This window comes from Paraburkholderia sp. RL17-380-BIE-A, from assembly GCF_046028085.1.
In the GTDB taxonomy this organism is placed as follows: Bacteria; Pseudomonadota; Gammaproteobacteria; order Burkholderiales; family Burkholderiaceae; genus Paraburkholderia.
Genome location: NZ_JARESQ010000006.1, coordinates 157,523 through 176,758, shown reverse-complemented (window position 1 = coordinate 176,758; position 19,236 = coordinate 157,523). Strand labels below are relative to the sequence as shown.

Here is a 19,236-nt window from a genome sequence, read left to right as displayed (position 1 = left end):
CACGTTCGCGCCGATGTTATGAATCGGCATGTGAGCCGTATCGTATTTGCCCTAAACCAGGGTCAACTACACACGAGCTTGACAGGCGTGCAGCGATGGCCTTTGATGAATGGACAGCCAATGTCGCACCGATCGAACAGGCATGGAGTCGGCCCGTGACTTTCACCCGCCATAACATCATGTGGGAAGCAGCCGTCGACGCGATTGAACGTGCAGAGCGGTTGCACCGGCAATTCTTCCGGCTGGCGGGTCAGCATGCCCGGGTACCCATTTGGGAGCCACCGATCGAGGTGTACGAGCAGGATGGGCAACTCGTGATCGTGGTTGCGTTGCCGGGCGTTTCTCCCGATCTGGTCGATCTGAACCTCGAAGGTCCGACGCTGATCGTCGCGGCCGAAAGAAAATTGCCTCAAGCCTTCGCCGCTGGCACGGTCCATTGCATGGAAATTCCCTATGGGCGTTTTGAGCGGCACATCCAGCTTCCCGCCGGTCACTATCGACTGGCGCGGCGCGACGCGGAACACGGATGTCTGGTGCTCGGCTTCGAAAGGCTGGATTGAGTCTGGCAAGCGCCGGCGAATCGAGGAACGAGGATGAATACGGACAGCGAAAACGAGACCTCCGAGTCCAGCCCGGTGAGCGAGGCAACGGCTTCGACGTCCGCATTGTCCAATGAACCGCTGATCCTGCTTCCGGTGCGTAATGCCGTGCTGTTTCCAGGCATGGTGTTGCCGTTTACCGCCGGGCGTGGGCAGGCCAAGGAGGATGTGCAGGCCGCCGTCAAACGGCAGCAACCGTTGGGCATCGTGTTGCAACGCGATCCGCAGGCACAGGATCCGCCGTTCGATGGCCTCCACACGATCGGCACCCTCGCGAACGTGGTGCGCTACGTCACGAGTCCGGAAGATGGCGCGCATCATCTCATCTGTCAGGGCGTGGAGCGCTTTCGCCTGATTGCGCCGGTGGAAGGCCTCGGGTTCCGGGCCGCGCGAGTTGAACTGCTGCCCGAAAGCGCGGCCAGGAACTCCGCCATCGACGCACGGGCACTCGTTCTGAGGCAGCGCGCAGGGGAAATGATCGGACTGCTGCCCAATGCAGGCGGTGAACTCGTGAGGGCGCTCGATGCCATCGAGTTGCCCGGCCAACTCGCCGACACGATTGCCGGTTTGCTCGACATTCCTCCGGTACGCAAGCAGGAGATTCTGGAAACGCTCGACCTCTGCAAGCGGCTCGACAAAGTGTTGGACGCCGTTGCAGGGCGCATCGAAGTGCTTCGCCTGTCGCAGGAAATCGGCGAGCAGACGCGCGGCCGGCTCGACCAGCGTCAGCGCGAAATGATGCTGCGCGAGCAACTCAGGACTATCCAGAACGAACTCGGCGAGAATGCCGAAAACCACGAAGACGCGCGCAAGCTGACTGAGGCAATTGACGCGGCTCACATGCCGGTGGATGTCGAGTCTCATGCGCGCAAAGAGCTGGGCCGACTGGAGCGGACGCCGGAGGCTTCGTCGGAGTATTCCATCAGCGTGAGCTACCTTGAGTGGCTGACCGAACTCCCTTGGCAGCTTCCGGAAGAAGCGCCTATCGACATCGCTCGCGCCCGCCGGATACTCGACGAAGCGCACTTCGGCCTGGATAAGGTGAAGCGCCGCATCCTCGAATATCTCGGTGTCAGAAAGCTCAATCCACGCGGCAAAGCACCCATTCTCTGTTTTCTCGGGCCGCCCGGTGTTGGCAAGACATCGCTTGGACAGAGCATCGCTCGTGCGCTGGATCGGCCGTTTGTGCGCGTCAGCCTGGGCGGCGTGCATGACGAAGCCGAAATACGCGGCCATCGGCGTACTTATATCGGCGCGATGCCGGGCAATATCATCCAGGCCATCCGCAAAGCGGGGGCGCGCAACTGCGTCATGCTGCTCGACGAACTCGACAAGCTCGGGCAAGGCATACACGGTGACCCGGCCGCGGCGATGCTCGAGGTTCTGGACCCGGAGCAGAACGCGGCTTTCCGCGACAATTATCTGGGCGTGCCGTTCGATCTGTCTGCAGTGGTGTTCGTGGCCACTGCCAACCAGGCGGAAGGCATTTCTGGTCCCTTGCGGGATCGTATGGAAATACTGGATCTACCCGGTTACACCGAGGCCGAGAAATTCCAGATCGCCCAGCGGTTTCTGGTCCCGCGTCAATTGGAGGCGTGCGGCTTGACGGCGGCGCAATGCGAACTGCCCGATGAGGCGCTGAGGTCCATCATCCGTGACTATACGCGCGAAGCCGGCGTGCGAAGCCTGGAGCGGCAGATCGGCGCCGTCTTCCGCTATGTCGCGTTGCGTGTGGCCGAAGACCCCTCCACACTTGAGCGCATCGAGCCCGATCGTCTGCCGTCGATACTGGGGCACCGCCGTTTCGAAAGTGAAGTGGCGATGCGTACGAGCTTGCCGGGCGTGGTGACCGGACTCGCGTGGACGCCGGTTGGCGGCGATCTGCTTTTCATCGAGGCGAGCAGCACGCCGGGTGGCGGCAGGCTCGTGCTGACGGGCCAGTTGGGCGACGTGATGAAGGAAAGTGTCCAGGCTGCGTTGACGCTGGTGAAGTCGCGCTGCGAGTCCCTGCATATCGACTGTTCGAACTTCGACAAGCGCGACATTCACGTACATGTGCCTGCCGGCGCAGTCCCTAAGGACGGCCCGAGCGCCGGCGTCGCCATGTTCATTGCGATTGCTTCGCTACTGATGCGGAGAGCGGTGCGCAGCGACTGTGCCGTGACTGGCGAAATCAGCCTGCGAGGCATTGTTTTGCCGGTGGGCGGCATCAAGGAAAAAGTGCTTGCGGCATTGCGTGGCGGTATCCGGACAGTCTTGCTGCCCGCGCGCAATGCACCCGACCTCGAGGACATTCCTGTCGACGCACGCGAGCAGATGCGATTCGTCTTGTTGGAGACTGTGGACGACGCGGTACGGGAAATTATCGAGCACGAATCGGTGAAGCCCGATTGAAACGTGGACACATGTGTCGACAGGGATGGGTGGCGAGTTGCGGCCTGCAAAAGACTTGGGACGCACATTTGGCGCCGGCTCATCCTCACGTCCGCAACAGGAGGGAACTTGAGTCCGATATCTTCGCCGATCTCCGCTGCGCAGCATGCACTCGGCACCGAGCCGCAATCCATCGATGCGCCGTTGTCCGCTGCGGCCGCGTTCCTGGTTCTCGTCGTGAACGACGATGACGCTTCGATCGCAACCGCCCGCTCCGTGGTGGGAAGCACCGATGACCTCGTCAAGGACGTCAGGACCCGTGCTGACGGCGGTGTATTCACCTGCAACGTGGGGATTTCGCACCGTGCGTGGGGGCCGCTTACCGGGAACCCGGCACCCAGTGAACTTGCGCCGTTCAAGGAGGTGCGAGGTGCCACTCATACCGCGGTGTCCACCGAAGGCGATTTGCTGTTTCACATCCGCGCAGCTTCGATGGGCGTGATTATCGAGTTCGAGCGGATTCTGCTTGAGGCCTTTGGGAGTGCCGTCACCGCAGTCGATGACGTTGCCGGGTTCCGTTACTTCGATGGACGCGACCTGCTCGAGTTCGTCGACGGCACCGCGAATCCCGATGGCCTGGACCTGCCTGCCGCCACCATTGTCGGAGACGAGGATCCGGAGTATGCGGGCGGCAGCTATGTCGTGATTCAGAAGTATCTGCACGACATGTCGGCCTGGCGCGCGCAGAGTGTGGAGACCCAGGAGGCGATCATTGGCCGTACCAAGTTCAGCAACAGCGAGTTGCCGGACGCGACGCAGGGCCAGAAATCGCACAAGACGCTCTGCACAATCGAGGACGCCGAGGGCGAGCACGACATCCTGCGGGACAATATGCCTTTCGCCGTCCCGGGTCGAGGCGAGTACGGGACCTACTTCATTGGCTATTCCCGCCACTTGTGGGTGATCGGCAAGATGCTGGAACGCATGTTCATGGGCGATCCGCCCCCGCTTCATGACCGAATTCTGGACTTTTCCAAGGCTGTCACGGGCGTCACGTTCTTCGCACCGTCCCGCAAGTTTCTGAGCAACCTGGCTGATTGATGCATTGTGTTTGTATTGGCATCGAGTGATGCCGGGTTATCTGCGGTGGCCGCTGCGTCGCGGGTCAAGGGTCTGCTCATACTTGAATCGGATATTGGCCCTCGGTGTCGTGCGCTCGAACTGCTATTTTGAGCGCTGTCTCTTTTTAGCAGGTTCGGCATCACACCGCATCGTGGCACCACGAAGTGCCGCTAAAAATCGCTGGCAGGAGGTGAACGATGGTCGAAGTTACGTGGCTTGTTGTGGCCGACGGCGGCCGCGCGCGTGTTTTTCAGATGCCTGGACTCACACTCGACCTGCAGGAGGTCGAAGTACTCGTCAACGACGAATACACCGGCACGATGCTCACGGAGAAAGATCGCGAAAAGTTTGCCAAGCGCGTCGGCGAATACATCGAGAAGGGGCGCCTTCACCAACTCTACAAACGACTGAGGCTCGCTATCGAACCGAAATTCCTCGGGATGGTGCGAGCGAATCTGAGCGAGGACACTCGTCGATTGATATTCGAGCAAATTAGCGGGGATCTGTTGCCGCTCAGCACCAGTGAGATCGAGGCACGCCTGCGCCGATAGTGACCGGACAATGTGGACGATAGCTGAGTTTGCATGAGATTCCTTGCCCAGCATTCTCGCAGCGTTATCTACAGAGACGCCCTGTACCGCAAAGACATTGCAACCTTAACTCGCGTGAGGTGTTCGAAATGCAGGAATTCGACTTCTACATTAATCTGAAGAAGCCGCCGCTCGGGCTATACGTGCGAAAGGGCGCGGGCCTGCCGGATCTCGCTGATACGAGTGATTGGCAGTTCGAGGACCCGATACCCAAGGCCAGACTCGAGGTCATCCCGGAGGCCATCTATACCGTCGAGGAGCAGGGCCGCCGCGAAGAGCGCAAGTAACGGCTTGCTCGATCGCGATTCATCCGGACGAATTCCCGCGCCGCGATAGCATTCGGCAAGCCTTCCAATGCGTACCATCGGAAAAACCAATGTTCCCTTGTTGACGATTCATTCATAGAATTCAAAGGGTATTTGGGTCCGCCACGCGAATCATATTGGCGCTTCGGCAAATCGGAAGAGTTCTCCGGGGGTTCGGCGCGCGGAGATGAACGTCGCGTTGATTCCCTCTGCCGGAACTTCGTTTGCACATAGAGCGGACGCAAGAAAATTCGAAACAACAACTTACCGTGTGGCTTTGCGAACCAGGCCGACGCGGTACACGTCTCTAGCGTTAGAGGCGCGAATTCCTTGTGTTGAGCCGCGAAGCATCCTTTCGCAGTCCACGGCGATTACCTGTGACGCGCGGCAGCTTCCTCCTTCGCAATTCGTGTGAACGCGTCCATCTCTTTTTGTGAAGTCGGATGCACTAACTGACCAGATAGGTGACTCCCGATGCCCGCCCTTTGTGAAATCTGTAACGCTCGTCCCGCTGTTGCCCGTGTGACCGTAGTTCAAAACGGCGAGCGGAAGACATTATCGATCTGTGACTACGACTACCGGCAATTAATGCGGCATCAGAGCATGGTCAACCCGTTCGACTCCTTGCTCGGAGGTGGTGGTCTGTCCCGCTTCTTCGGAGGCCTTGGCGGCGAAGGTTCGCAGCATGAAGACGACGATACGGGATATTCAGCGGAAGTGCCGCGGGAATCGGTCGATGCCACCGACGCGTTCAGCGAGCAGACGCTTGAACTGTTGCAGCGTGCCGCTGAGAAAGCGCATGAACTCCAGCGGACCGAACTCGACACAGAACATCTGCTGTATGTGCTGGCGGATACCGATGTCGGCACGGCATTGCTGAAGGAACTCAAACTCTCGCCGCAGGATATCAAAGGGTATATCGACCAGCACGCGCAAAAGGGAACCGCGAGCCCCGATGCGCCGGTGGACAAGATGACCATCTCGCCGCGCATGAAGAAAGTGATCCAGCACGCTTTTCAGGCATCGCGCGATCTGGGGCACTCCTACATCGGGCCGGAGCATCTGCTCATTGGACTCGCGTCGGTGCCAGACAGTATCGCGGGAACACTGCTGAAGAAGTACGGCGTGACGCCGGAATCCTTGCGGCAAAAAGTCGTGAAGGTCGTCGGTAAAGGGGCCGAGGACGGCCGCGTCGATACGCCGACCGGCACACCGACACTCGACAAGTTTGGGCGGGACCTCACCGCGCTGGCGCGTCAAGGTAAGCTCGATCCCGTGTTGGGCCGCGCGCAGGAAATCGAAAGCACGATCGAGGTGCTCGCGCGCCGCAAGAAGAACAATCCGGTCCTGATTGGTGAGCCGGGTGTGGGCAAGACAGCCATCGTCGAGGGCTTGGCCCAGCGCATCGTCAACGATGACGTTCCGGAAGATCTACGCAACAAACGGCTCGTCGAGGTCAACATCAATTCAATGGTGGCAGGTGCGAAATATCGCGGCGAGTTCGAAGAGCGCGCCAAGCAACTGATCGATGAGGTGAGCGCCAAACGTGACGAACTCGTACTGTTCATTGACGAATTGCATACGATCGTGGGCGCTGGCCAGGGCGGAGGAGAAGGCGGCCTCGACATTGCCAACGTGCTGAAGCCGGCGCTCGCGCGCGGCGAACTCAGTCTGATTGGTGCGACCACGCTCAACGAATATCAGAAGTACATTGAGAAAGACGCTGCGCTTGAAAGACGCTTCCAGCCCGTGCTGGTGCCCGAGCCGACGGTCGAGCAGACTATCGTGATCCTGCGCGGTCTTCGCGACAAGCTCGAGGCGCACCATCAGGTCACATTCGCCGACGATGCGTTCGTCGCCGCCGCGGAGATGTCCGACCGTTACATCACATCGCGCTTTCTGCCCGACAAGGCGATCGACCTGATCGACCAGGCGGCCGCCCGTGTGCGGATCGGTGCGACTTCGCGTCCGGCCGATATTCAGGAACTGGAAGCGGAAATCGCGCAACTCAAGCGCGAGCAGGACTATGCGTCGTCACGCAAGCGTTACGATGAGGCGAAGAAGTTTGAAGAGCGCATCAACGAAAAGCAGTCGAGGCTCGATGAGCAGGTTGAAGCATGGCAACGGAAAACAGGATCGGAAACGCTCGAGGTGACGGTTGCATCGATCGCGGAAGTAGTGTCCCGTTTAACCGGCATTCCGGTCACTGAACTTACTCAGGAAGAACGCCAGAAACTGCTCGATATGGAGAACAGGCTGCGCGAGCGCGTGGTAGGGCAGGACGATGCCGTTGTTGCCGTCAGCGACGCCGTGCGCCTGTCGCGCGCGGGCCTCGGCCAGGCGAACAGGCCTATCGCGACCTTCCTGTTCCTTGGACCCACCGGCGTCGGCAAGACGGAACTTGCAAAGGCGCTCGCTGAAACCGTGTTCGGCGACGAGCAGGCGGTCATTCGTATCGACATGTCTGAATACATGGAGCGTCACGCGGTGGCGCGGCTAATTGGCGCGCCTCCTGGCTATGTGGGCTACGACGAAGGTGGTCAGCTGACCGAGCGTGTGCGGCGGCGACCCTACAGCGTGATCCTGCTCGACGAGATCGAGAAGGCGCATGCGGACGTAAGCAATGTCTTGCTGCAAGTCTTCGACGACGGGCGCCTGACCGACGGCAAGGGCCGCGTCGTGGATTTCAGCAATACGATCATCATTGCCACGAGTAATCTCGGTGCACACCTCATCATGGACAACCTCGAGAAGCCCGAGGGGGATCGTTTGCCCGAGAAGAAGCTTCGCGAGGAGTTGATGGGCGTGCTCAAGGGCCATTTCCGCCCCGAATTCCTGAACCGGATCGACGAGGTCATCGTTTTTCATGGGCTGTCTCGCGACAACATCCGCTCAATCGTACAGATTCAGCTTGAACGGGTCATGCGTACCGCGGCCGCCCAGGACATCTCGCTCAAGATGGACGAATCGGTCATCGATCATCTCGCCGAGGCCGGTTACCGGCCGGAATTCGGCGCGCGTGAGCTGAAGCGGCAGATCCGACAGGAACTGGAAACGCGGCTCGCCAAGGAGATTCTCAACGGTAACCTGAAGCCGGGCGACAGTGTCGAGGTCAGCTACGACAAGGAAAGTGACGAAGTAAAGTTCGGCAGGAGCGAGGTATCTCCGCCGCCTAAGGCGACAGGCGCGAAAGGCGGGGGCGGACGCGCGAAGAAGAAGGCGTCCAAAGGGGAGGTCACGAGCCCTGAGTCAACCGAAAGTGCGCACGCTAAGGGGTGAGCATGGTGCGAACTGGGAGGCGCCGCCAGGTCACGCCTGATGCTGTGCGGTGTCCCAGTCTGGAGAAACGCGAGACTGTCGCGTTCACGAGGTTGGCCTGTTGCGGCGTTCTCCATGACCGTATCCGCCTTGGCGGATCAGTCACTTGCTGTCCTTCTCAAGCTGCTCATGGAGATTCCTCCGACAATTCCCATGCGGCGCGCAGCGGCGTTTACCGGGCCTCTTGCCCGGTTTGAACGGCGCTTGCGTGGCCCTGCCGCCGCCTCGCGCGAAGACCGTGGCAGAACTGTACTGATCCAAGTCAGCCGGATGTGTGCACTCTACGGCAGCTGGCCCCACCTTAATCTGTACCCATCAGTTCAACATTGCCGGACCCCCGGATCGGGACCTTTCGATGCGTCAGGGTTGGTTCGATTCGTGCGAAACCGGCACATACGGAGGATGGGTACTATGAATCTGCTGGAAGCCATGCGGATTTACGTCAGGGTGGTTGAACGAGAGAGCATCTCCGGCGCGGCGAGAGATCTCAACATTGGGCAGCCGGCCGCGAGCGAGCGCATCGAGCGGCTCGAGAAGCATCTCGGCTGCCGGCTTCTGCTGCGTAGCGCACGCGCTTTCAACTGTACGCCCGAAGGCGCCACCTTCTACGAGCGCAGCAAGCGGATTCTGCGTGCCGTGGAACAGGCGGTCGCTGAAGTGTCGAACGACGGGCAGGATATCAAGGGAACGATTCGCATAGCGGCTCCCCATTGCTTTGGCGAGACCATCGTGCCGGAGGCGTTGGCGCTTGTGCGCGCTACCTATCCACAACTGGATCTGGAGCTGGTTCTCAATGACAGGATCGTCGACCTCGTCACCGAGGGCGTCGACATTTCTTTTCGTCTTGGGCAGCTCGGAGAAGGGGCATTCATCGCCCATCAGTTGGGACAGGTCGGTCGGGTTCTCGTCGCGGCGCCAGACTATCTGACCCGGCACGGACCGATCACTGAGCTGCCGGACCTGATAAAACACCCTTTTATTCGGGTTCAGAGTATGTTTGGCACCGACCAGTTGCCGCTCAGACATGCTGAGACCGTCGTGGAGAGCGCGCCGATCCGTACTGCGATTAAAACGAGCCACTGGCGGCCCATGTATGAAATGATCCTCTCGGGTGTCGGCATCGGGGTGCTGGAAGAGCCGGCTTGTGTCGAGTCTCTATCAGACGGCCGTTTAGTGCGCATACTGCCGCAATTCGAAGTGTTGCCCTTCGATCTCAATGTCCTGATCCAGGCGCAACGCCCTTTGCCGCAAAGGGTACGGATGATTGTGACGATGTTGAGAAAGTGCACCTCCGAAATGCTGGAGAGGGTACACGTCGACTGTGACGTAATGACAAGCTGCGTTGAAAGATGTCTGGGCGACAAGGTGGCGGCATTTCAAAGGCCCTCTTTGCCGACTTAGTTCGACAACGATTATGAGGCCCGGAAAGGTGCGGCCTGGTTCCCTAGGGGTTTCCGCATGAGGCAAGCGAATCCTGCTTGCTGCAGAGCAGGCCGCGCGGGATCTATCGAGAGACAGGCAATGTTTCAGGAGCGCGGTCCGTATCGCGGCGCCCGGCTGTCTTGGTGAGACGATCGTGCCGGAGGCAATGACACTTGTCCGCGGTGCAAATCCGCAGGTGGATCTGGAGCTGGTTCTGAGCGACAGGGACGTCGACCTTGTCGCGGCGGATATAGATATCTGCTTTTGCCATGGACCGCTCGGTGAGGGCGCCTTTGTTACTCATCGGCTTGGCCAGGTAAGCAGCGGCCGATGCACATTTCGCGCGATACCTGGAAGCAGAGCCGGAGAAGCGGCATCAAGGAAAAAAATCGATAGAGAATTGGTCGCTTGGGTTGGAGCCGGCTGCCAAAGGGGGGCTGTTGCGATATGCGCGGAACCGCACAGAGCCATTTGGATCAGGGCCATATTCTGTTCGATGCAGCAGACACGCCTCCACCTGAGCTGCTGGAGCCGTATTTCTGTAGGTCCTTCGCAAGCCCCGCTCTACGAAAAGTTGGGGAATGGACGCGCACAACGCCGGGTCGACATTGGGGGCCGTGCTGCCCCGCCGAAAGCAGCTTTACGCAATCAGGTGCCGCCGATGTGTCTTCGAGCCATCAAATATGCCTTGATTCTTGCCTGCGGGTGCGTGGCGGTCGCCGATGCGCTGGCCGCCGATGCTGCCGGCGTCGTCAAGACGGTTAAGGGCACGGTGAAGATCGAGCGGGCTGAAGGAAGTTCGGGTGCGGCCATCGGCAGCGAGGTTTACGGCAACGATCGCATCGTGACGGGCCCGGAGTCCTCGGTCGGTATCACGCTGCGGGACACCACCCAACTTTCGGCCGGCGCCAATACCATCCTCGAACTCAACAAATTCGCGTTCAATACCAAGACCCATGAAGGCACGCTCGACGCCTCCATCAAACGTGGCTCCCTGGCCGTGATTTCCGGGAAGTTGGCGAAGGCGAATCCGGATGCGGTCCGCTTCAGCACGCCGACTACCACGCTGGGCGTGCGCGGGACCGAATTCATCATCGAAGTGGGCGATAAATAAAAGGGAGGGGCACGTTGAAGGCTGCAATTCGACCGCACGGGCTGGCCTTTGCCGCGGCATGCGTCATGCTGCTTTTCCTCGCTGCGTGCAGCACGCCGGACAAAATTATTCTATTGCCGGATCCTGATGGCAAAGTCGGAGCGGTCATCGTTCACAGCGCCTCGGGAGAGCGGAAGATAGACAAGGCCTACGCCGGCGTCGATGTCACCAAGGGCGGAGCCATAGAAAAAACGATGGATAGCCAATCCACCGTGGAGACACGATATGGCGAGCTGCTTGCGGCCCGGCCGCCTCGCCCCATGACATTTACGATCTTCTTTCTGTTTGATTCCTCCACTGAATTGGCCCCTGAGTCGGCGGCCACGGTCAAACAGCTAAAAGCCGTTCTGGCGACCTGGCCCGCGCCGCAGCTGGTGGTGGTCGGTCATACCGACCTGGCGGGCTCTCAGGAATTCAATGACCAACTCTCCATGCAGCGGGCGAAGACGGTTGCAGCATTCCTGATCAAGCAAGGCGTTCCCACCCAAAAAATAGAGACCGCTGCCCGCGGCAAGCGAGAGCCACTGGTGCCCACCGCAGATGGCGTTCCCAATCGCATGAACCGGCGCGCAGTCATCACACTCCAATGATCCGCGCCATTCATCGGCGCTGAATGGCCTTCCCGTCGATGAAACGTTTTTTCGACCTATGGCATGCCCGTATCAGGAATCTGCTGAAGGCGGCTCAGGGTCGTCCGGTGGCACTGGCGGTGCTGTTTGGCCTGAGCCTGCTCAACCTGTGCAGCGAATGGCCGAGCGACATAGCGCGTCCCGCTTTCGTGGATACGCTCGACGAGGCGCTTCCCGACTCTTTTAAAACGGCCCGGCAAATTCTATTCGATCAGTATCAACGCCACTTCCCACGCATTCCGACTGCTCAGCCTGTGACTATTGTCGAGATCGACGAGGAGACGCTCGCAACCGTCGGTCAATGGCCCTGGCCGCGAAATCGACTTGCGAGCCTGATCGATGCCATTGCGGCACTGAAACCGCTGGCTATCGGTCTCGACATTTACATGCCGGAGCCGGACCAAACCTCACCCGACAAGGTCGCCGGCAATCTGCCGAAAACGGCTGAAACGCTCGCCGCCGGCTTACGGGCTTTACCCAGTCACGAAGCCATTCTCGCCAGATCGTTGCGCGCGGCGCCGACTATCCTGGGTGCCGCGGCGCTCGATCATTCCGCCTTCGCCACCAGCACTGATATGCGAAGCGCTCCGATCCTCGTGCACGGCACCGACCCACTGGACTACGTGAGACGGTTTGACTATGTGCTCGCCAGCCTGCCGGAGCTGCAGGCGGCGGCGCACGGGCAGGCGATGCTGAGCGTGGCGGTCGAACAAGGCGTCGTCCGGCATATTCCTCTCATCATGGGATTGAGGGAGAAGCTGGTCCCCGGTCTGCCAATTGAAATGCTCCGCCTCGCCACGGGTTCAGCTGCGATCGACGTTTTTGCCGACACATCGGGCGTGCAAGCGGTGGGTGTTGCTGATGCGCTGGTGCCCACACAGCCCGGCGGGGACATCTGGTTGCATTTCGCGTCCATTCGATCGACGCTGAGCCGCTACGTATCGGCACGCGACCTCCTGCAGGGAACAGTCGATCCGGAACGGATCCGGGACAAATTGGTGCTGGTCGGACTGACCGGTGCCGGCGTGACTGACATGCGCACGACCGCGTTGGGCGAGTTGGTGCCGGGTATCGAGATTCAGGCGCAGGTCATCGAGACGATTTTCGAGGGACGTTTTCTGCGCCGCCCCACGTGGTTGAAATGGGCTGAATGCGCGTTGATCATGACGTTCGGTATGCTGATCATCTGGTATGTGCCTCGCCCCCATTCTCGGTTCGCGTTATTCATCAGAACCCTCCCCAAGGGTGTCACCGCTCTGGGTATATGCCTGCATCTGCTGAATCTTCTGTGCTGCTTCTTTATTTTCATGCGCTTCGGACTGTTGGTCGATGCGGCCGCCATATTTATTATTCTGTCCGCGGTCATGGGCTGCTTCCTTTCACCGGCGTTACTCGGCCTCGACGAACCAATCAGAACGGAAGTCGTGGACGCGCCGGCGCGGGGGCAAGACAACGGCCGCGCCGGCAAAACGCCATAAACCTGAGGTGGCGGTTGTGCGTATCGAATCGACAACGGTCGATGCACATCACACCAGGTCGTCTGCCGCCATGGTCAGGATGATCTTTCCAACATTGGTGGCTGATTCCATGCGCCGATGTGCATCAGCGGCCCGAGCGAGCGCAAATGTGCTGTCCACGACCGGCTCCAGGCGGGCACCGCCGTCGAAGCGCTCGAGCCAATGCTCGCGAAAACGCCGCACCATCGCGTGTTTCTCCTCTTGCGGGCGGGACTTCATCACCGTTCCCTTGATCTGCAGGTGACGGTAAAGGATCTGCTCCAGTTCGACGGCCACCTGAGCGCCACCGCCAAGAATGCCGACCTGGATCAGCCGTCCGCCGTTGGCTAGCGTTGCCACGTTGCGCGCGAAATACGGGGCGCCCACGAAGTCGATCACGACGTCAACACCTCGGCCGTTCGTCGTCTTCTTGATGACTTCAGCGAAATCTTCAGTGCGATAGTCGATGACCACGTCGGCCCCAAGTTGCACCACGCGCTCAAGCTTGCTACCTTCGGCTGTAGCGAAGACCCGTGCACCGGTCGCATACGCCAGTTGGACCGCGGCCGAGCCCACGCCCCCTGCCGCCGCGTGAATCAGAACGGAGTCGCCGCGCTTTAAGCCCCCAAGATGCAGCATCGCTTCGTGAGCGGTGACGAACACTTCAGGAATCGCCGCGGCGTGCACGTAGTCGAGCACGGCGGGAATCGGCATTGCCATGCGCCAGTCGATGCGTGCAACCTCTGCGTACGCGCCCCCGCCTACTACGCCCATCACGCGATCGCCCACTTTGTAACCCTGCACCTCGTTGCCGACCTCGATCACTTCACCCGCTATTTCAAGGCCCATGATGGTCGAGTCGCCGAAGTTGGGACGGCCATAGCCGCCCCGGCGATGTGTCAGATCGGCGCGGTTCACGCCGGCGGCATGCACGCGCACCAGCAGATCGTCGGGACGCACCTCCGGTACCGGGACGTCGGCAAGTTTCAGCACGTCGGCATCGCCGAATTCCTCGAGTGTGATGGCTTTCATGATTGCGCTTCCTTGGTTGTTTGGCTCGGGTTCAAAGCACGCTCGTGTGGCGTGGCAAGCGTGGCCTGCGCAACGGCAGAGGCCGAGATCGCGGCCGGAAAACCTGCGTAAAACGCGAGGTGGGTGATCGCGGCGGACAGTTCTTTGGATGTCACGCCGTTATTCACGGCGCGGCGCAAATGCGCGGGGAGTTCGTCGAGGTGGCCGCCCGCGATCAGCGCGGCGACCGTCACGAGACTACGGTCGCGCGGCGAAAGCGCGGGATCGTTCCAGATTTGCGGATAGAGCGTGGCGTCGACGAACTCTGCGAGTTTCGGCGTGAAGGCGCGCGCTGCTTCGCGTGGGCTGCTGAAATCTGCGTGTGACATGACGATTCTCCTTTCAAGCCTGGCTGATGAACTTGTGCGTGAGGTAGTACTCGATACCCTCGACACCGCCTTCCGAACCGTGACCGCTTTCCTTCATGCCGCCAAACGGCAGTTCGGTCGCGACAATGCGGTATTGGTTAATGCCGATCATGCCGGCCTCAAGGCCATCGCCTACGTCGATCGCGGTGCGTGCGTTCTGCGTGAATGCATAGGCGGAAAGGCCGTACGGCAGACGGTTCGCTTCGGCAAGACCGTCGGCGAGTGATTCGAAGCGCATCAGCACGGCGATCGGGCCGAACGGCTCTTCGTGCATGACGCGTGCGTCCATCGGCACGTCGGCGAGCACGGTCGGCTCGAAAAAGTAGCCGTCGCCTTCAATCCGTTTGCCGCCCGCGAGCACTTTTGCGCCGCGCGCCACCGCGTCCGCCACCAGTTCTTCCATCTTGGCAAGCTGGCGCGGATTGGCAAGCGGCCCGACCTGGGTGTCGGGGTCCATGCCGTCACCCACCTTGAGTGCCTTTGTTGCCCGCACAAAATGTTCGACGAACTCCTCGTAGACGCCGCGCTGGATCAGGAATCTCGTCGACGAGATGCAGACCTGGCCGGTGCCGCGAAAGCGGTTAGCCGCACCGTCGACGGCCGCCTTCTCCACGTCGGCGTCGTCGAATACCAGCACCGGACCGTGGCCGCCGAGCTCGAGTGTGATGGGCTTGACGCCTTCCGCCGCGCGCGCCGAGAGCAGACGGCCGATGGGCACCGAACCCGTGAAGGTGACTTTGCGGATCACCGGTGATGCGATCAACCGCTTCGAGACCTCATCGGGCACGCCGAACACAACCTGCAGAACGCCTTTGGGCAGGCCTGCATCGTCGAGCGCGCGGGCCAGCGCGAGGGCTGTGGCGGGGCTTTCCTCGCCGGGCTTGATGATCACGCTGCAGCCTGCTGCCAGCGCCGCCGAGAGCTTGCGAGCGGGCGTGATGGCCGGGAAATTCCAAGGTGTGAAAGCGGCCACCGGACCGATTGCCTGCTTTTTCACAAGTTGCTGCACGCCAGGGCGGTTCGACGGCACGACGCGGCCGTCGATGCGGCGCGCCTCTTCCGCGAACCATTCGAAGTACTCCGCGGCACGCAGTACTTCATCGCGGCTCTCGGCAAGCGGCTTACCTTCTTCGAGTGTCATCAGTTCTGCGATTCGCGGCGCGCGTTCGCGCATCAGCTCGGCGGCGCGCCTGAGAATGCGCGCGCGTTCGGCGGGTACCGTCTTGCGCCAGACCTCGAATGCGCGGCGTGTGACAGCGAGCGCGTGGTCGAGATCGGCGCTAGTAGCGAGCGGCACGCGACCCAGTTCGCGTTTCGTGGCAGGGTTGACGACCGGTGCGGTTTCGCGTTCTTGTGCAGCAATCCATTTGCCGTCGATAAACAGGTATAGCGGTTCGTAGCTTGCGTTCATGATGTTACCTCCGTCAGTAATTAAAAATTAGGCATCCGTATCAAGAGAGCGGTATGTTCGCGCAATCGAAGCGCGTCTGATCAGGTTGCTCGGATAGGCACCGCGAGCGTGGCGGCGAGCATGAGCATGGAAAGCGTGCGTTTCATCTTTCGACTCCTGGAAGGAAAGCGGTGTTCGATTCGATGTGAAGTGCAGTGAGTGCCTGACTACGGAACCAAGTCTAGGCCTGAAGACGATTGGCTTTTAGGGGAGCAGGAAAGAATCAGTCTTGTTGCTGGAGGAAAAATCGCGCCGTTGTTATGGAACGCCCGTGCTGTTTTTGAACGTGCTGCCTGGGGGAATAGAGCTGCCTGACCCCGTCGCTGCTCTCGGCGAAACCCACGCGTATCATGCTGGGTGTGCTTGTGGCGTGGCGTTGAACCTGTCGCACGCGATTGAGGAAAGAAGAATGAAAGCTCAACGGGAAGAATCGGAATGGACAAGGTCTACAACATGTCGGTATTCGTGAAGGTCGTGGAGATGAGCAGTTTCACTGCCGTCGCCAACCATCTCGATACCACGGTCGGTAATGTTTCGCGAGCCGTTTCAGTGCTCGAGGAAGGGCTCAACACGCGACTGTTGCAAAGGTCAACGCGACGCCTCGTCGTCACCGACGCGGGCCGCCGCTTTTACGAGCGCTGCGTGTCGATCCTGGCCGACATCGAGCATGCCGAAGCCGAGGCGAGCAGCGCGTTGCTCGAGCCGCGTGGGACGTTGCGCGTCCACGCTGTGCCGGGACTAGGGCGTGAGCTTGTAACGCGTGCGGTGCTTTCTTACCGCGAAGCGTATCCGGAGGTTTCGGTCGACTTGCTGCTCTCGCAACGCATGCCCAACCTCCTCGAGGAACAACTCGATCTGGCTGTCGTGATCGCCCGCGCGTTGCCCGATTCTGCCTATGTCAGCCAGAAGATCGGGAGCAGCCATTGTGTGCTGGCTGCTTCCCCTGCGTACCTGGCGCGGCATCCCGCGCCCGAGAAGCCGGAAGATCTGGCCGATCATGCGCACGTCCTGCTGAGCACCGTGGATTACACACCCGACGAATGGCATCTTCAGAGTTCCTCCGACACTGCCGTTTTCCGGCCCTCCGGCCCGCACTTCAGTGTGAACGACATGGAGGCCATGGCCGTGGCGTTGCGCGACGGCGCTGGAATAGGGTTGCTTGCGGCATTCTCCGCGATCGACGACCTGCGTAAGGGAACGCTCGTTCGTGTGCTGCCGCAATTTCACACCTACGAGCGGAATGTGTACGCGGTCTATCCGTCACGGCAGTTCGTAGACGCGAAAATCAAGCGCTTTGTTGATGCGCTAAAAGCTCAGGTCGGCGAGCAGTTGCAAACTTACGCAAATGAGCTTGCGATCGAATGTGCGCCATCTTAGACGGAACAGTGTGTTCCGATGTCAGCTTGTCGCGGCTGAAAGAGGAGGACCGTTGTGCCTCTGGTCGAACTGGACGCAGCCGTCGTCGCTGTGTAGCCATCTGACGATCAGGTCAGGAATCTGCACACGCGGATCAACGATTCGGTGCGGTAGATTCGCAAGCAGGTCAATGCGTCATCCCGCGTCAAGCCGCTTCTCCAGCCAGCGCGTGAATTGCGAAATCCGACGAAGCCGGTTCGAGCGCCGGTTGAATGGTCCGGTAATCGCGCCATTCAGGGTCGCGCTGTTGTAACGGATAAAGCAGCGGTGCAGCGTCATGTACAGCCGCGACACAACTCCCGCCGCGCAATGCGGGCAGCGATTGCGACGCGCCGGGAAACGCGCGTGGAAGCGCGCCGTACCTCTCCACGACCGGCCGGATATGGCTGCTGCCCTGCGAGATGCACACGGGCTTGCCGCGCAGATTTTCCCATTTCGTGATGCCGCTCGATTTCGGGATGATCGCCGTACCGCCCACACGATAGTACGGTGTCGGCACGTGATCGCGAATCTCCCCACGCTGCCGGTTGTATTCCATATTGGCGATCAGGATGTCGACCTTGCATTGCTGCAGGAACTGTACACGAGTAGTGGGCTGTACCGAAACCAATTGGACCTTGGCACAGGGGCGCTTGGCGATGTCGTTCGCAAGGTCCACGTTGATGCCGCGCGGCTGCGAGTTTTTCTCTCACATAGCAGATCGATAGATAAGGTTTCGCGCATTCATTGGTTAGCGAATGTCTTCTGCGTTCCTAAAATAATTTGCGGCTGATTCGGCGGCCGGTTGATCGGCCGTCCACTCGAATACCGGCACGACCGCCCCGCACTCACGACAGGACACCCAACGAATGACGAAACTGGCTCTCTCCGAGCGCGTGGCGCGCATCGGTATCGCGCCCAACGCAGCGGCCACGGCGCGCGCGCAGACGCCGGCCGCGCTCGCCGATAGCGATACCCTGCAAGTCGCTCGACAGCGCGGTAACGGGGCATTGCTGTCACTGCGCAACGTGCCGCGAACCAGCGAGATTCACGTCGACGGCATCGACGTGCGCGCGAAGAGAACCGACACCCATGTGCTGCTCGCCAAAGTGTGTCTCGCGGACAAAGCCCGATGTATCCGGGCGCATTGTCGGGCGGTCAGCAGCAACGCGTAGCAATAGCACGCTCGCTGGCAATGCAGCCCGACCGGATCCTGTTCGACGAAGTGATGTCGGCGCTCGATCCGGTCCTCGCCGCGAGCGCAATTCGTCCCATTCCTCACGATCATGACCACGACCACCACCACCACGACTGACGAAACCCGCAACGACCTCTCCGCTCAACGACACGAAGCCGTGCAGGCACTACTCGCCGACGCCCGCCGCATCATCGGCGAAAACGGCGTGAGGCGCGAGGCGCTCAAAGCGCTGAGTGAACGGCTGGTCGAACTCGCGGCCCAGCGCACGCTGTTCGATGCCACTGACTTTCCACCGCCGCAACCCGGCAGCGGCGACACGTCGACTCGCTACCGGCTCAACCCGGGCGAAGACGGTTTCGCGCTTTATCTGAACTCGCTATTGCCGGGCAAGACGACAATCCCGCATAACCACGACACATGGGCCGTGATCGCTGCAATCGACGGCGCGGAACTCAACCGCCTCTACCGGCGTATCGACGATGGCCGCGACCCGGATCGCGCGCAACTCGAACTGGCGCAGGAAGTGGTGGTGCGCCCAGGCGTGCCGATCGCATTTCTGCCGGACGAGATCCACAGCATTCATGTGGGCGGCGCGGAACCTACGCTGCACTTTCACCTGTACGGCCGGCCGCTCGAAACGTTGACAGGGAGACTTGGCTTCGAAACTGACACAGGTCTCGTGGTGCGTTACAACGCGACGCACATGCAACGCGCGACCCAGGCGGTCGGCTGATGTCGGCGCGCGGC

Annotated in this window: 15 protein-coding genes and 3 pseudogenes; 14 read left to right on the top strand and 4 right to left on the bottom strand. The window is 60.5% G+C overall.

Annotated features, from left to right (window positions below; translation table 11 throughout):
* Window positions 1-95: 95 nt before the first annotated feature.
* The 11 genes and pseudogenes from P0D68_RS12445 to P0D68_RS12395 all read left to right on the top strand — a co-directional run bounded on the left by P0D68_RS12445 (window position 96) and on the right by P0D68_RS12395 (window position 12,989).
* Complete coding sequence (locus P0D68_RS12445) at window positions 96-560, top strand: Hsp20/alpha crystallin family protein (protein WP_408293946.1); 465 nt, start codon at window positions 96-98, stop codon at window positions 558-560.
* Between the two features lie 33 nt (window positions 561-593).
* Window positions 594-2,993 carry an endopeptidase La gene (lon, locus tag P0D68_RS12440; RefSeq protein WP_408293943.1) on the top strand — a complete coding sequence of 800 codons (2,400 nt, stop codon included), beginning with the start codon at window positions 594-596 and terminating at the stop codon, window positions 2,991-2,993.
* Window positions 2,994-3,101: 108 nt separating this feature from the next.
* Window positions 3,102-4,073 carry a Dyp-type peroxidase gene (locus P0D68_RS12435; protein WP_408293940.1) on the top strand — a complete coding sequence of 324 codons (972 nt, stop codon included), beginning with the start codon at window positions 3,102-3,104 and terminating at the stop codon, window positions 4,071-4,073.
* Between the two features lie 218 nt (window positions 4,074-4,291).
* Complete coding sequence (locus P0D68_RS12430) at window positions 4,292-4,645, top strand: host attachment protein (protein WP_408184438.1); 354 nt, start codon at window positions 4,292-4,294, stop codon at window positions 4,643-4,645.
* Window positions 4,646-4,773: 128 nt separating this feature from the next.
* Entirely contained in the window at window positions 4,774-4,971 is a 198-nt protein-coding gene (locus P0D68_RS12425) for a hypothetical protein (RefSeq protein WP_408293936.1), read from the top strand.
* A 492-nt stretch (window positions 4,972-5,463) separates the two neighbouring features.
* Window positions 5,464-8,268: an ATP-dependent Clp protease ATP-binding subunit gene (locus P0D68_RS12420; RefSeq protein ID WP_408293933.1), complete on the top strand. Its 2,805-nt coding sequence runs from the start codon at window positions 5,464-5,466 to the stop codon at window positions 8,266-8,268.
* A 450-nt stretch (window positions 8,269-8,718) separates the two neighbouring features.
* Window positions 8,719-9,708: a LysR family transcriptional regulator gene (locus P0D68_RS12415; protein ID WP_408293930.1), complete on the top strand. Its 990-nt coding sequence runs from the start codon at window positions 8,719-8,721 to the stop codon at window positions 9,706-9,708.
* 70 nt (window positions 9,709-9,778) lie between these two features.
* Window positions 9,779-10,036, top strand: a pseudogene (locus P0D68_RS12410) (LysR substrate-binding domain-containing protein); the annotation flags it as partial.
* A 354-nt stretch (window positions 10,037-10,390) separates the two neighbouring features.
* Entirely contained in the window at window positions 10,391-10,843 is a 453-nt protein-coding gene (locus tag P0D68_RS12405; RefSeq protein WP_408293928.1) for a FecR family protein, read from the top strand.
* Between the two features lie 14 nt (window positions 10,844-10,857).
* Window positions 10,858-11,472: an OmpA family protein gene (locus P0D68_RS12400; protein ID WP_408293925.1), complete on the top strand. Its 615-nt coding sequence runs from the start codon at window positions 10,858-10,860 to the stop codon at window positions 11,470-11,472.
* A 38-nt stretch (window positions 11,473-11,510) separates the two neighbouring features.
* Complete coding sequence (locus P0D68_RS12395) at window positions 11,511-12,989, top strand: CHASE2 domain-containing protein (protein ID WP_408468457.1); 1,479 nt, start codon at window positions 11,511-11,513, stop codon at window positions 12,987-12,989.
* A gap of 48 nt (window positions 12,990-13,037) precedes the next feature.
* Here the strand turns inward: P0D68_RS12395 and P0D68_RS12390 are convergent, their stop codons facing one another.
* Genes P0D68_RS12390 through P0D68_RS12380 form a run of 3 tightly spaced genes read right to left on the bottom strand, consistent with a single transcriptional unit; the run spans window position 13,038 to window position 15,857 of the window.
* Window positions 13,038-14,039 (bottom strand): NAD(P)H-quinone oxidoreductase, encoded by a 1,002-nt coding sequence (locus tag P0D68_RS12390; RefSeq protein WP_408293920.1) that lies wholly within the window; start codon window positions 14,037-14,039, stop codon window positions 13,038-13,040.
* Complete coding sequence (locus P0D68_RS12385) at window positions 14,036-14,407, bottom strand: carboxymuconolactone decarboxylase family protein (protein ID WP_408293917.1); 372 nt, start codon at window positions 14,405-14,407, stop codon at window positions 14,036-14,038. Before P0D68_RS12385 ends, P0D68_RS12390 begins: the two co-directional genes overlap by 4 nt.
* Before the next feature lie 13 nt (window positions 14,408-14,420).
* Window positions 14,421-15,857, bottom strand: coding sequence for an NAD-dependent succinate-semialdehyde dehydrogenase (locus P0D68_RS12380; RefSeq protein WP_408293914.1), 1,437 nt, complete (start codon window positions 15,855-15,857; stop codon window positions 14,421-14,423).
* A 474-nt stretch (window positions 15,858-16,331) separates the two neighbouring features.
* Between P0D68_RS12380 and P0D68_RS12375 the strand changes: the two genes are divergently transcribed.
* The gene (locus P0D68_RS12375) at window positions 16,332-17,273 is read left to right on the top strand and encodes a LysR family transcriptional regulator (protein ID WP_408293911.1); all 942 of its coding nucleotides are present in this window, start codon (window positions 16,332-16,334) and stop codon (window positions 17,271-17,273) included.
* A 184-nt stretch (window positions 17,274-17,457) separates the two neighbouring features.
* Here P0D68_RS12375 and P0D68_RS12370 read toward each other — a convergent pair.
* Window positions 17,458-17,985, bottom strand: a pseudogene (locus P0D68_RS12370) (transporter substrate-binding domain-containing protein); the annotation flags it as partial.
* Window positions 17,986-18,160: 175 nt separating this feature from the next.
* Between P0D68_RS12370 and P0D68_RS12365 the strand changes: the two are divergent.
* Together P0D68_RS12365 and P0D68_RS12360 are read left to right on the top strand one after the other, a co-directional pair.
* Window positions 18,161-18,537: pseudogene (locus P0D68_RS12365) on the top strand (ATP-binding cassette domain-containing protein); the annotation flags it as partial.
* A gap of 40 nt (window positions 18,538-18,577) precedes the next feature.
* Window positions 18,578-19,222 (top strand): cysteine dioxygenase family protein, encoded by a 645-nt coding sequence (locus P0D68_RS12360; RefSeq protein ID WP_408293908.1) that lies wholly within the window; start codon window positions 18,578-18,580, stop codon window positions 19,220-19,222.
* Window positions 19,223-19,236 lie beyond the last annotated feature (14 nt).